Genomic DNA, 12749 nt, shown 5'->3' with positions numbered 1-12749 from the left:
ATAGGTATATTATTACTATATAGTTTTTAAAACCACTTATAAAGGTGTTGATAAAAATGGGTGTTTACATTCGCGAACCGATCAATGGGCTGACACACTTGTTTGGTGCTGTTTTATCGGTTGTGGGATTACTTGCAATGGTCATAAAGGCTGCAGAAACGACAAATTCATCCCTCGCAATCGTGGCGGTGATTATTTTTGGAACAAGCATGATATTGTTGTACAGTGCTTCTGCAACCTATCACATGGTTGTCGCAAAGGATCATGTTATTGCATTTTTGCGACGTGTTGACCACTCCATGATTTTTGTGCTAATCGCAGGAACCTATACACCACTGTGCCTGATTAGTTTAAACGGTATCACTGGCTGGGTGCTCTTTGGCGTTATTAGCGGGATTGCAATAAGTGGTGTCACGTTTAAGATAGTTTGGTTCCATGCACCCAGATGGTTATCAACTTTTCTGTACATTGCAATGGGCTGGATTGCTGTATTTTACAGTTCCGCGCTCGCACCAATCATTGGTACAAATGGAATGCTCATGCTTATTCTTGGCGGAGTGTTCTACACAATTGGGGCGTTTATCTACTGGTTAAAACCGAAGTTCCTGTCGTTTAAACATATGGGCTTCCACGAGATTTTTCACGTGTTTATTTTAGTAGGAAGCCTGTTTCATTTCCTTTGTGTGTATATGTATGTGCTTTAAGTAAAAAGTGAGCGGGCATCTTACATCCGCTCACTTTTCTATTGTCGACAAATACAGGTCTAACGAATCCTCTGTTTCCTTTGCGACCAATCTAATAAAATCATCACAATCTTCTTCGATATGTGCTTTATCCAGCGCTTCATAATATTCCAATCGATTTTCCACTTTAATGATAATTGGCGGGTAGCCATTTTTCATAAGTTCCAGATTTAATAGTAACCGTGATACACGACCATTTCCATCAATGTAAGAATGGACCACTGCAAAACGCATGCAGCATTGCTCCATGTGTAATCGGTTGCAGTTCTTCTGTTTCTTCTTTATACCAATCCATTAGCTGTTCCATTTTTTGTTTTAACAGGTATGGTGCTGGTGGTGTGTGTGTTGCACCTGAAATGACTACTTGTTGATCCCGGTACACATATTCATCATTAATTTCTTTAAGCACCAACCGATGCAGGTTTTTAATTTGCCATTCTGATAACGGTTCATTTTTTTCAACGATTTCTTCCACATATGTAATCGCATCACAGTGATTTATTACTTCTAAATGTTTACGCATCGTTTTCCCGCCAACCGTTATACCTTCCAATACAACTTTTGTTTCCTTTATCGTTAAGGTATTTCCTTCGATTGCATTCGAATTATACGTCCATTCAAGTAATAATTTCTCACGTAAACTTCTTAATATATATGTTGGTAATGGCCGACTGGCATCAAGACGAGCTTTTTTTGATCAATTTGTTTAAACACCTGGTTCACCTCTCAAACTGAAATCCACAGTATTACTATCTTCTTATTGGTGTATTATAACACAATTGACATGTTTTCAGAACATTAAAACAACTATCTTTAACACAACAAAAATCCGAATTTCGAATAGAATCCCCCCATTTATCCAATACTGAGAACAAAGGAGTGTATGCATCGTGGAAACATTTCAATTGATTATTGAAAGACAGGAAGAACCGAACGCCGAGGCCTATGAACAGGAATTCACTATCCCTTACCGTCCAAATATGAATATTATTTCTGCACTAATGGAAATTCGTCAAAATCCCGTTGATAAGGATGGAAATAAAACTACCCCGGTCCAATGGGAAATGAGTTGTCTGGAAGAGGTTTGCGGGATATGTTCGATGGTTATCAACGACTATCCGCAGCAGGCATGTTCAACCTTAGTCGATAACCTGGAGCAACCAATCCGTCTGAAACCGATGCGGACATTTCCGGTTGTCCGCGACCTGATTATTGACCGGGAAAGTATGTTTGATTCATTAAAGCAAGTGAAAGCATGGATACCGATTGACGGTACATACGATTTGGGGCCCGGACCGCGGATGGCTGAGAAAAAACGTCAGATGGCCTATGAACTTTCAAAGTGTTTTACGTGTGGTGTTTGCCTGGAAGCATGTCCGAACGTAAATGATAAGAATGAATTTTTAGGGCCGTTTGTTTTCCCTCAGGTCCGCCTGAAAAACGCTCACCCAACCGGAGAAATGAATTGGGAAGAGCGTGTTGACGGTTTTATGGAAGATGGTGGTCTTCAAGGGTGCGGTAACTCGCAAAATTGTGTACAAGTCTGTCCTAAAGGAATTCCCATAACAACTTCCATTGCATCAGTAAACCGGCAGGCTACAGTGGAATCCTTCAAAAGTTTCTTTGGCGCGGATTGATTCAGGGTGTTGACCCAAAAGATTGCTTTTGGGTCATTCTTTTAGCACCTTCTCAGACCTTACAAAAATAAATGTGTAGATTAACAGCAAAATAACAATACTTATTATTGAAAATCCATAGATAAAATGATAACTAGTAGCGGCTGCGAGCATTCCCAATCCGGTAGAACCTACTGCCATTCCAATGTCCATCGATGAGAAAAACATGGCATTGGCTGTTCCCTGCTTCTCCCGATCAACAAAACTTACCGCAATAGCCTGAAGCGTCGGAGTAACAATACCATAGGAGATACCGTAAAACATCCCGGCAGCAAGCAATGTTATGGTGTTCTGTGTAATCTATAAAAGAAACAGTCCAACAATACCCGAAACGGCTGCAGGGTACATAATGACTTTATGTCCGTAATTATCAAACCATCTTCCTGAAAACGGACGAATTGCTGTCATCATGATTGTCATTACGAGGAAAAATAACGAAACAGAGCTTAGGCCTGCCTCTTTACCCAGTCCGCTCAAAAAGCTGATTACCCCACCCAATGTAACGGTGAAAAACATCGTCAGAATACATGGAAGTAATGCCTTTTTATCAAAAACATATTCTTTTAACGTGATATTTCGTATACTGCCACTATCGGTAACAGCTGTTTTTGGTGCTTTTACAAAGAAACAAAGAACAAGTGCGGCAATCGTTAAAATAACCGACAGAATAATCATCGCATTATACGAGAAAAATTGCAGAATGGATAAAGCAAACATTGGTGCCACACTGGTTCCGACACTTGTGGCCATGCCATAATAGCCAATCCCTTCACCAATCCGTTTTACCGGGATAATTGTTGTTGCCATTGTCGCAAATATAGTTGAAACAATACCGAATCCAATCCCGTGCAGTACCCGTAACCCTAGTAGTACAGCAACCGAATCCTGTCCATAACTTAAGCCAACGGACAATGTGAGAAAGATAAGTGCTGCAATACTGATCAATTTCATATTTATTTTTTGCATGATATAACCAATCAGCGGACGGGTTAAAATTGCTGCAGCCATAAAGACTGTTGTCATCAGACCGGCCTGTGCAGGGTCATTTTTGATCGTAGTTATATATGCCGGAAAACCAGCCGTTAATAACTGTAAACAAAGAAAAAATAAAAAAGCCATTACAATAATGGCCAAAAACTGGGATGTCCATAACTTTGGTGCGTTTCTCATTTAAATCTATTCCTTCTTTCTATTTGATTCATTCATTAACAGGAAATCAATGTTCTTTTCCAATGAGGTTAATACTTCCTGATATAGTGACAATTTCTCCTGATCAATATCCTCAACTATATCTCTATATACATCCTGTAAAAAGGGACCAACCTCTTCAACAAGATTAAATCCTTTTTCAGTAATCTGAACCAGAAAGGAACGGCGATCTTCCGGATTCCGGACTCTGTCGGTATACCCGTGTTTTTCCAATAAGTCGAGAATTTTTGTTAAGGTTGCCTGATCTTTATCCGATCGTTCGGAAAGTGTTTTTTGTGTAATCCGGCCTGAATCATGCAATGTCCTTAGTACACTCCATTGTTCGGTTGTGATATTGAATTTTTTTAATTGATGATTGATGATTCGGGATATTTTTTTGCTGAGTCGAACGGAAGCGGATCTGATGGCTTTATCCATTGACAGGGACATGGCAGGTGAACTCCCTTCATTCATACTTGTATCATTATACACTACATTTAACTTTGTGTAAATATAATTTGTATACAAACTAAATTTAAGCTAAAAAAAGAGGATGGACAAAGTGTTTTATCAAAAGGAAAAATGATTAACTGGAAAAGGTGCATACAACCGCTCCGGAAATATACTTCGCTTTCACACCTCCGGGTACCAAGGCGACATCTGCTCAAGAAGTACGTTTTCGCAGTGTCTTCTTAGCCGCGGGCGGCTGTTGAGCCTCCTTGCGCTATCGCGCTTCGGAGTCTCACCTATGCCTTTCCTCCCGCAGGAGTCTGCGTATATTTCCTACGCTAGAGTTATATATAGTTCGACTTTATTTTACACTTTGTATTATGTCTCAACCTCTTTTTAGATATTAGTAGTCTACCAACTCAGATTTTACATAGTGATACAGCAATTGTTCCGTATATTCCAACGACGTTTCATGTGTCCGCTCATACGCATGCGACGAGTCGATTCCCGGTCCGATAAGTCCATGAATAATATCATGTCCAGCACGGATTGCTGCAGATGCATCGGAACCGTAATATGGATAGATATCTTGTTTATACCCGATGTTGTTGTTTGCTGCGAGTTCGACCAAATGCTTGCGCAATCCATAATGATACGGACCACTCGCATCCTTTACACAAATGGACACTGTATACTCATCCGTCATTTGTCCGTCACCCATAGCACCCATATCGACTGCCAGATATTCCACAGTCTCTGGTGTAATGTTGGAATTCCCGCCATAGCCGATTTCTTCATTGTTGGAAATAAGAAAATGCGTCGTGTATGGTAGGGTAATGCCTTCTTCTTTCACCCGCTTAATCAACTGTAATAACGTAGCAACACTCGCTTTGTCATCCAAATGACGTGATTTAACAAAACCAGTTTCCGTAAGTTGGACCCGTGGATCGAAGGAAACAAAATCCCCTACTTCAATTCCAAGCTCTCGGATATCGTCAGCGTTTTCCACCTTGGCATCAATCCGGACTTCCATGTTTTCCTGGTTACGCTCCGCTTTTCCGGCATCTTTATATACATGCACGGAAGTCTGACGCATCAGGATCGTTCCTGTAAATACATCGCCGTCGGAAGTTTGGATTTCGCAGTACTCCCCTTCTATCGCGTTGTATTTAAATCCGCCAATTAAATCAAGACGCAGCCGGCCATTGTTTTTCACTTCTTTTACCATCGCACCGAGCGTATCTACGTGTGCCGTCAGCATCCGCTGCTCATCATTATTTTTTCCAGGCAATGTTGCAATCAAGCCGCCTTTGCGGTTCCGTCTTGTTTCCACTTGCAGATCCTTCAAAAAATCCTCCACAAACTGAATTACTTTCCCGGTGTTTCCGGATGGACTTGGTATGGAAACCAGTTGTCTAAGTAGTCCTTTTGTTTCGTTTACGTTTGGATATGTAGTCATGACTGTTTCTCCTCTCTAAATAGTTACCATTTTTTATTTTAACATTAATGCAACTATTATGCGTGGGACGTATTGACTGTCTATGTTTAAATACTTATCATTAAATTAATATTAATTCCCTGGAGGTATTCATGACTAATACAGAACGGTTTCATAATGAGAATAAGTCCGAATTTGATACGGACTATCATTACGCAATCGTTGCAGGCTGGCTTGTTTTACCGGCTATCGGAATTGCTTTTGCCTTTTTTGGCACTCTCATTTATGTGTTGGGCTACAACTCATCTTATCTTCTAATAAATTACATATTTAATATTTTGCTCCTAATCTTTTATCTCTTCATTATTGTATGTTGGGTCAGGCGAAAAAAACTGCTGCCGAAATTAATAATTGCCAATTATGCACTTAACATTTTGTGGCGTTTTTATGCAATGATTCAGTGGGGACTCACCGAATATGTATGGCTGTATACACTGATTGACTGTATCTGGATTGTGTATTTTTTCAGATCGAAACGTGTGAAGGCGACATTCACAAACTAAAAAATCAAGATCGAAATGGAAAAGGCGGACATAATTAGCCCACCTTTTAACGACTGGTATCAACACCACCTGGTTTTTCCTGATAATTTTCAATCCCACTTATATTGAATTCTTTATTCGGTAATTCTTTATAACCAGATACATCAAGTATAAACACATCATCTGGTATGCCTTGATTAAGTTTGATTTCTTTGACCGTAAGTGAAACAAATGGCTTATCTCTACTGCCGTAAGCTTTTAAATCCAGCAGGGCTCCTGTCTCTTTCGAAATCGTCATAGTAAAAGGACCAACCAGTTCAGGAGATATATCTTCTGTAACAGTCCCTTCGATTTCATAAACAGGCATACCAAACTTTTCTCCTTCTACATAGGTCCAGTTTTCATAATTTTGGTATAAAAAATCCCATTCACTATCAAATATTTGACCATTAAATTTATTCGTATGTGATTCTATAAAAAATTGCATATCATCGTGATAGCTCTCTTTTAAAGTTTTCCGGTTAAAAATGTGGTCTTCCTCTTTTTTACGTAGAACCACATTATACTCAAACAAGTAATGCAACGTTTCAGTAACTTTCCGATTCGTAATATCCATATATGTCACCCTATTTTTATTTCGTTGAAAATCAACGTAAAATTCCACCCGATTTTTAGACCCGGGACTTGGAAAATACTCATATACCCCTAGAGCACTGTTCACATAATCCCTGGAATTTCGCTTTTTCTTTACAATTTGAAATTTATCAGGATATTTTTCTGATGGTTTAAGCTTTTCTTCGATGTTCTCCGGATTATCATTATTTTCTGCCGAACGGTAATCCGGCTTAGAATTCTGCTCACTGTTCTCAAACAATTGATCCGAAAAACCTGCAATCCCAATAATGAAACAGAGAATAGCAACACTTATGGCACTCATCCCCGTTCTCATCCACTGTTTAAAATTGAAAAGCGGATGATGTTTTTTTGACTCATTAAGAACGTTTCTTTTTAGTTCCTGTTTATTTACATCAAAATCCTTAAAAATCGTTTTGGACATCGATTTGCGCAGATGTTTCAGTTTGTCGTCCATTTTCATTTTAAGCCCTCCTTGTCTTCATACATTTTCCGGAGCATGGACCTTCCGCGATTCAATCTGGTTTTGATCGTATTTAGTTTTACATTAAAAATCTCACTTATTTCACGTATTTTCATATCTTCAAAATAATGCATATAAATCACTTCTCTGAATTTGGTTGGGAGAGACATAACATTATTTGTCAGCACTTCATCCTCCATTTCTTGCACCAGAATGGATTCCGGATGATTCTCGTAGGCACCCCAGTTGTCCTGGGATTGTTCATTTCGTAACAAAAAACGCTTAAACGATTTTTTTCTCAGCTCATCTTTGCATTTATTTACCGTGATGCGATACATCCACGTTTTTATGGAAGATTGGTTTTTAAAACTGCTGATTTTGTTATAACAGGTCATAAAGACATCCTGCGTCACTTCTTCAGCAAGCTGCTTTTCTTTTACATATGTATAAGCAAGCCATAACACAGATTGACTATATTCATGAATCAGCTGTTCCAAAAATTGCTCACGCAGATTCTCGTCATTCTGGATGGCTTTCAGTTCCTGGTTGTCTAGTTCCATGGCCATAGCGATGTTCTCTCCCCCAATTACAACTTTTGACGTAAGAAAAATAGAATAGTTCCCGAAAAGTTTAAATTTCTTAAGAACTATTCTAACTTACTTTGAAAACGTTGGCTTTTCCATCTTTTTTACTTGTACAATCTGAAACCGATATGGATATTTTTTATAAAATCACATCAATAAATTTAAGTAAGCCTATTGAGGGAACTTTGCATTGGATTTACCCTGAAAACTCGACAAAAACTAGTTAATATAAACTCAATAAAAGGTGACGCATTACGATAATAAAGCATAAATCTTCCAAAAACTAAATAAAGCATAAACCTTCCAAATGGAAGATTTATGCTTTACGTAACAGTTACAAACAAAAAACCACCAACTTATGTATTGGTGGAGACGGTGGGACGTGCTCTTCCATGCTTTCGACATGGCACTGACTATATCTTGAACCTGATTTTCCAGATTCTCCGGCGTCTTATGCGGAATGTAAATTTACCACAACTGGTATGATTCCACATCCTAGTACTACCATGATCATGGCAGCCTATGAGTCGATACACGGCTGTTGGATTGCTCCACACACCGCTCGGCATTGCCGTATCGCTTAAAGCGACTTAGGTTTCACCGATTAAGCCGGATTTTCACTTTTGTGTTGCCACAAAAGGCGACTAGTTACTAATCGAACCCACGTCCAGAGATATCGCCACTCAAGCATCTACACGCTTAGTTGGTATATTATCATTCACTCATTCCTCAGCCTACCAACAGGCTTTGGAAGAGCTAGTCTGATTCGTTTCAACTATCATCCTCAGACGGTGGATGACAGTATAGCCCGCTTCATTTGAGACCCTTCAATCTGCCACACGGGCGATAGCAGGAAGGATCGCTTTAGAACTACTTACGCAGCTGCTAAAGCAGGTTGATTTGTTTCTTTGCCAGTTATTATAGGCGATAACGTTTTACGAGCCGTAACCTCGACGCGCAGCCTGAGCTCAATCTATCCCTGTCGAATCCGTAACGTCCCCATGTAAGGAGAATCGCTCGGAATAGAACGAGCAATATTCATTTATATGTCTTTAACGACAACTATCATTATATCACAAACCTCACTAAAATCAAGGGCTGGAAAGATTTACTGCATACTTTCCTTAACAGCCCGATCGGCATCACGCTTCATCTGTTTCCGCTTCACATCTTCACGTTTGTCATATTTCTTTTTCCCTTTTCCAAGGCCAATCAACACTTTGGCTACACCGTTTTTAATGTAAACCTTCAATGGCACAAGTGTATAGCTCTGCTGCTGTGTTAATCCAATCAGTTTATCTATTTCTTTGCGGTGGAGCAATAGCTTGCGTGTCCGGGTCGGATCATGATTGAATCGGTTCCCTTGTTCATATGTCGCAATATGCATATTGACCAGTTGAACCTCACCATTGCGATCAATCCGAGCATGCGAATCCTTTAAATTTATACGGCCGGCCCGGATCGATTTAATTTCCGTTCCTTTTAAGACAATCCCGGCCTCATAGGTTTCCTCTATAAAATAATCATGCCTTGCTTTTTTATTTTGTGCGATGGCTTTCCCGTTTCCTTTTGGCATACGTACTTCCTCCTACTGCTTGCGTGAACCTTATTCTACCAAATATTAGCGGGAAATCCAATTGTTTTTGACGCTGGGATGGCTCTTTCTTTAGTAATTGGTGCCGCTCACTTGATGTTCTGCTTTCTATCTCCAGATAAAATTGTTTTTCTCCTGATATATCTGTTCTTCTCCTGATAAAATCCTTATTCTCCCGATAAATCTTTTCTTCTCCTGATAAACCTGATTTTCTCCCGATAAATCAGCGCAGTTCCTAAATTCCTAGCATCAAATAATCAACAACAAGCTCACCGCCATAACCGCCATACCGCCAATTAACCCGTAAATCGATACGTGCGCCTCATCGTATTTTTTTGCGGCAGGAAGCAGTTCATCCAACGAAATAAACACCATAATTCCTGCAACTGCAGCAAAAATAATGCCGAATGTAAGATCACTTAAGAATGGCATAAGAATCAAAAAGCCAACAACAGCTCCAACTGGTTCCGCAATTCCGGACAAAAACGAAAGTCGAAATGCCTTGCGCTTATCACCTGTGGCATAGTAAATAGGAACGGACACGGCAATTCCTTCGGGGATGTTATGAATGGCCACAGCTATTGCAATTGCCAAACCGAGCGCCGGATCCTCCAGTGTGGACATAAAAGTTGCTATACCCTCGGGAAAGTTATGAATTCCAATGGCAAGTGCAGTGAATACACCCATCTTCAGTAAATCAGGATCCTTAACCCTGCTGCCATTTTTGCTCATATCTTCAATTTTTTTCAACTCATGGGGATTTGACTGTTTCGGTATGAAACGGTCGATCAGTGCTATCAGTAATATCCCGCCAAAAAAAGAACCTACCGTAAGCCAGGTTCCACCCTGCTCACCAAGTTCTCCTACCAGTGATTCCTGTGCTTTGGTAAAAATATCAACAAATGATACATAAATCATCACGCCTGCCGAAAAGCCCAATGCAAACGATAAAAACTTGGTATTGGTTGTTTTTGCAAAGAAAGCTAGCAGACTTCCGATACCAGTTGCCAAGCCGGCAACCAGCGTAAATAAAAACGCCAGAATAACATCATGTGACATCTTGCATTCACCTTCTATGTTGTCCATATTAATAAAAGTTTACCTAAGGAAACTTTTATAGTAACAGTTACATTTTATTCTAACAGGGAACTAATTGCAACAAGAATTATTCGACAAACAATAAGGCTGATACGGCACAATCTGCTGCCCCTTATCAGCCCCTATTCTAAAATCATTCTATTTCGCCTTCTTAGCTTTGATTTTTTTCTTTTTCGGCGGCCGCCTGTCCGAGACCAGTTCAAAATCAACGACCCGCTCATCCAGATTAACCTTTACAACACGGACATTGACTTCCTCGCCAATTTTATAGATGTTCCCGGTTCGTTCACCAATCATTGCATAATTACGGTCATCAAAATGATAATAATCATCGGTCAAATAGCTGACGTGAATCAGTCCTTCAACCGTGTTCTCCAGCTCAACAAATAATCCGAAGTTCGTTACAGAGCTGATTACGCCGGTATATTCCTCGCCGATTTTATCCTGCATATACTCTGCTTTTTTCAAATCATCGGTTTCCCGTTCCGCATCAACAGCAGCCCGCTCCATTGCTGACGTATGCCTGCCGATTTCCGGCATCTGTTCTTTCCAATGCTTAATTGTTTTCGGATCCATTTTCTTTTCAATTAAATAGGTACGAATTAGTCTGTGAACGGTCAAGTCCGGATACCGTCTGATTGGCGACGTGAAGTGCGTATAAAATTCGGTTGCCAGGCCAAAATGTCCGATACTTTGCGGATCATACTTCGCCTGCTGCATCGAACGCAGCATCAGCTTCGAGACAATCATTTCTTCCGGCTTTCCTTTTACTTCCTCAATCACTTTTTGCAATGCCTGCGGGTGAATATCATTCGCAGTCCCTTTAACAACATAACCAAGCCCGGCAATGAATTCGAAAAAGTTCTGCAGTTTTCCTTCATCAGGATCCTGGTGAATCCGGTGAATGAATGGTACATCCATCCAGTGAAAATGCTCAGCCACCGTTTCATTGGCAGCCAGCATAAATTCTTCAATCAGCCGTTCGGCAACCGAGCGCTCACGTAAAACGACATCACTTGCTTTTCCGTTTTCATCAACCAATACCTGTGCTTCTTTGAAATCAAAGTCAATCGCACCCCGGCCAAAACGCTTGGCACGTAATATTTCCGCCAATTTTCCCATGTCTTCAAACATCGGAACCAGCGCATCGTATCTGTCACGTACTTCTTCATCGCGATCAACCAAAATCCGGTTCACATCTTTATACGTCATCCGTTCGTTCGTCTTGATGACACTCTGGAAAATTTCATGATTAACCACTTCACCTTTTGCGTTAATTTCCATCTCACAACCCAATGTAAGCCTGTCCACTTGCGGGTTTAATGAACAGATTCCATTTGACAGCCGGTGTGGAATCATCGGAATGACACGGTCGACCAGATAGACACTTGTCCCGCGCTCAAACGCTTCTTTGTCAATCGGTGAATTTTCCTCTACATAATAGCTGACATCCGCAATATAGACGCCAAGCTGATAATTGCCATTATCCAGTTTTTTGACGGACACCGCATCATCCAAATCCTTGGCATCGGCGCCATCTATCGTGACAATCGTCTCATCACGCCGGTCTCGCCGATTTTCCAGTTCCGATTCGTCAATTTCTTCCGGTGTATTTTTCGCCTGATCCATTACCTCTTCAGGAAAGTCAATCTTAATTCCGTGCTTATGAATTATCGATATAATATCAATTCCAGGGTCATTTTTGTGGCCAAGAATAAGGACGACTTCACCCTCGGCACTCTTGCCGGCTTCCGGATATTTTGTTATATGCACAATTACCTTGTGACCGGTAACAGCTCCTCCTGTCACGCTTTTCGGTATAAAAATATCATTGGGAATCCGTTTGTCATCAGCAACGACAAATCCGAATGACTTATTATCTTCAAATGTTCCAACCACCTGATGGGTTGCCCGCTCCAAAATACGGATAACGGTTCCTTCCGGCCTGTTTCCGTCCGCACTTCCTTTTTCCGGCCTGACGAGCACAATATCGTTGTTCATTGATGACCCCAAATCAGAGTGATGAATATAGACGTCTGACTGGCCTTCATCATCCGGAATCAGAAAAGCAAACCCTTTGGCATGCATTTGAATTTTGCCGCGAATCAGGTTCATTTTTTCCGGCAAACCAAACCGATTTTTCCGGGTACGAACCAATTCACCGGTTTCCTCCAGCTCATTCAATGCTTTAACGAGTTCTTTGAAATCATCCGACCCTTCCAGATCCAATGCATCCTCCAATTCATCGACAGATAAAGGCCTTTCCCTATGTTCGGCAAAAAAATCCTGTACTTGTTCTTTAATTGTTTCATTCATTTGCTCACCTTCTTTCATTAATAT

14 protein-coding genes and 1 other RNA gene are annotated in these 12749 nt (G+C 40.5%); 3 read left to right on the top strand and 12 right to left on the bottom strand.

Translation table 11 applies throughout. From position 1 onward, the window contains the following. Positions 1 to 56: 56 nt before the first annotated feature. Entirely contained in the window at positions 57 to 704 is a 648-nt protein-coding gene (trhA, locus tag G6R02_RS05155) for a PAQR family membrane homeostasis protein TrhA (protein WP_164668173.1), read from the top strand. Positions 705 to 734: 30 nt separating this feature from the next. Here the strand turns inward: trhA and G6R02_RS20340 are convergent, their stop codons facing one another. Continuing rightward, on the bottom strand, positions 735 to 977 hold the full coding sequence (locus G6R02_RS20340) for a Fic family protein (protein WP_343032897.1): 243 nt from the start codon (positions 975 to 977) through the stop codon (positions 735 to 737). Next, entirely contained in the window at positions 946 to 1266 is a 321-nt protein-coding gene (locus G6R02_RS20335; protein ID WP_343032896.1) for a Fic family protein, read from the bottom strand. Before G6R02_RS20335 ends, G6R02_RS20340 begins: the two co-directional genes overlap by 32 nt. 367 nt (positions 1267 to 1633) lie before the next feature. On the opposite strand from G6R02_RS20335, the gene sdhB reads away from it, so the two are divergent. Continuing rightward, positions 1634 to 2380 (top strand): succinate dehydrogenase iron-sulfur subunit, encoded by a 747-nt coding sequence (gene sdhB / locus G6R02_RS05145; RefSeq protein ID WP_164668172.1) that lies wholly within the window; start codon positions 1634 to 1636, stop codon positions 2378 to 2380. 33 nt (positions 2381 to 2413) lie between these two features. Here the strand turns inward: sdhB and G6R02_RS20040 are convergent, their stop codons facing one another. The 4 genes from G6R02_RS20040 to G6R02_RS05130 form a co-directional block, all read right to left on the bottom strand. Further along, entirely contained in the window at positions 2414 to 2698 is a 285-nt protein-coding gene (locus tag G6R02_RS20040) for an MFS transporter (RefSeq protein WP_281347098.1), read from the bottom strand. A gap of 21 nt (positions 2699 to 2719) precedes the next feature. Continuing rightward, entirely contained in the window at positions 2720 to 3589 is an 870-nt protein-coding gene (locus tag G6R02_RS05140) for an MFS transporter (RefSeq protein WP_246202520.1), read from the bottom strand. A 6-nt stretch (positions 3590 to 3595) separates the two neighbouring features. Next, on the bottom strand, positions 3596 to 4057 hold the full coding sequence (locus G6R02_RS05135; protein WP_246202519.1) for a MarR family winged helix-turn-helix transcriptional regulator: 462 nt from the start codon (positions 4055 to 4057) through the stop codon (positions 3596 to 3598). A gap of 403 nt (positions 4058 to 4460) precedes the next feature. Continuing rightward, positions 4461 to 5516: a M42 family metallopeptidase gene (locus tag G6R02_RS05130; protein ID WP_164668171.1), complete on the bottom strand. Its 1056-nt coding sequence runs from the start codon at positions 5514 to 5516 to the stop codon at positions 4461 to 4463. Positions 5517 to 5647: 131 nt separating this feature from the next. On the opposite strand from G6R02_RS05130, the gene G6R02_RS05125 reads away from it, so the two are divergent. After that, entirely contained in the window at positions 5648 to 6058 is a 411-nt protein-coding gene (locus tag G6R02_RS05125; protein WP_164668170.1) for a DUF2569 family protein, read from the top strand. Positions 6059 to 6104: 46 nt separating this feature from the next. Here the strand turns inward: G6R02_RS05125 and G6R02_RS05120 are convergent, their stop codons facing one another. The 6 genes from G6R02_RS05120 to rnr all read right to left on the bottom strand — a co-directional run bounded on the left by G6R02_RS05120 (position 6105) and on the right by rnr (position 12725). Next, positions 6105 to 7133 (bottom strand): hypothetical protein, encoded by a 1029-nt coding sequence (locus G6R02_RS05120; RefSeq protein WP_164668169.1) that lies wholly within the window; start codon positions 7131 to 7133, stop codon positions 6105 to 6107. Continuing rightward, entirely contained in the window at positions 7130 to 7699 is a 570-nt protein-coding gene (locus G6R02_RS05115; RefSeq protein ID WP_164668168.1) for a sigma-70 family RNA polymerase sigma factor, read from the bottom strand. Before G6R02_RS05115 ends, G6R02_RS05120 begins: the two co-directional genes overlap by 4 nt. A gap of 670 nt (positions 7700 to 8369) precedes the next feature. After that, positions 8370 to 8710, bottom strand: a transfer-messenger RNA (tmRNA) gene (gene ssrA / locus G6R02_RS05110). A gap of 115 nt (positions 8711 to 8825) precedes the next feature. Next, the gene (gene smpB / locus G6R02_RS05105; protein WP_164668167.1) at positions 8826 to 9293 is read right to left on the bottom strand and encodes an SsrA-binding protein SmpB; all 468 of its coding nucleotides are present in this window, start codon (positions 9291 to 9293) and stop codon (positions 8826 to 8828) included. A gap of 267 nt (positions 9294 to 9560) precedes the next feature. Further along, positions 9561 to 10370: a zinc transporter ZupT gene (gene zupT, locus G6R02_RS05100; RefSeq protein ID WP_164668166.1), complete on the bottom strand. Its 810-nt coding sequence runs from the start codon at positions 10368 to 10370 to the stop codon at positions 9561 to 9563. A gap of 177 nt (positions 10371 to 10547) precedes the next feature. Beyond that, the gene (gene rnr, locus G6R02_RS05095; protein ID WP_164668165.1) at positions 10548 to 12725 is read right to left on the bottom strand and encodes a ribonuclease R; all 2178 of its coding nucleotides are present in this window, start codon (positions 12723 to 12725) and stop codon (positions 10548 to 10550) included. Between the last annotated feature and the right edge of the window lie 24 nt (positions 12726 to 12749).

This window comes from Virgibacillus doumboii (assembly GCF_902806455.1).
Classification (GTDB): Bacteria; Bacillota; Bacilli; order Bacillales; family Amphibacillaceae; genus Lentibacillus; species Lentibacillus doumboii.
Note: the sequence above shows the minus strand (reverse complement) of the source record. Positions and strands in the feature narration are given on the sequence as shown.

Bases quoted from the DNA above. Each gene is read 5' to 3' on its own strand.
- trhA (WP_164668173.1), top strand. From the start codon at position 57: ATGGGTGTTTACATTCGCGAACCGATCAATGGGCTGACACACTTGTTT.
- G6R02_RS20340 (WP_343032897.1), bottom strand. From the start codon at position 977: ATGCGTTTTGCAGTGGTCCATTCTTACATTGATGGAAATGGTCGTGTA.
- G6R02_RS20335 (WP_343032896.1), bottom strand. From the start codon at position 1,266: ATGCGTAAACATTTAGAAGTAATAAATCACTGTGATGCGATTACATAT.
- G6R02_RS05140 (WP_246202520.1), bottom strand. From the start codon at position 3,589: ATGAGAAACGCACCAAAGTTATGGACATCCCAGTTTTTGGCCATTATT.
- G6R02_RS05135 (WP_246202519.1), bottom strand. From the start codon at position 4,057: ATGTCCCTGTCAATGGATAAAGCCATCAGATCCGCTTCCGTTCGACTC.
- G6R02_RS05130 (WP_164668171.1), bottom strand. From the start codon at position 5,516: ATGACTACATATCCAAACGTAAACGAAACAAAAGGACTACTTAGACAA.
- G6R02_RS05125 (WP_164668170.1), top strand. From the start codon at position 5,648: ATGACTAATACAGAACGGTTTCATAATGAGAATAAGTCCGAATTTGAT.
- G6R02_RS05120 (WP_164668169.1), bottom strand. From the start codon at position 7,133: ATGAAAATGGACGACAAACTGAAACATCTGCGCAAATCGATGTCCAAA.
- G6R02_RS05115 (WP_164668168.1), bottom strand. From the start codon at position 7,699: ATGGCCATGGAACTAGACAACCAGGAACTGAAAGCCATCCAGAATGAC.
- smpB (WP_164668167.1), bottom strand. From the start codon at position 9,293: ATGCCAAAAGGAAACGGGAAAGCCATCGCACAAAATAAAAAAGCAAGG.
- zupT (WP_164668166.1), bottom strand. From the start codon at position 10,370: ATGTCACATGATGTTATTCTGGCGTTTTTATTTACGCTGGTTGCCGGC.
- rnr (WP_164668165.1), bottom strand. From the start codon at position 12,725: ATGAATGAAACAATTAAAGAACAAGTACAGGATTTTTTTGCCGAACAT.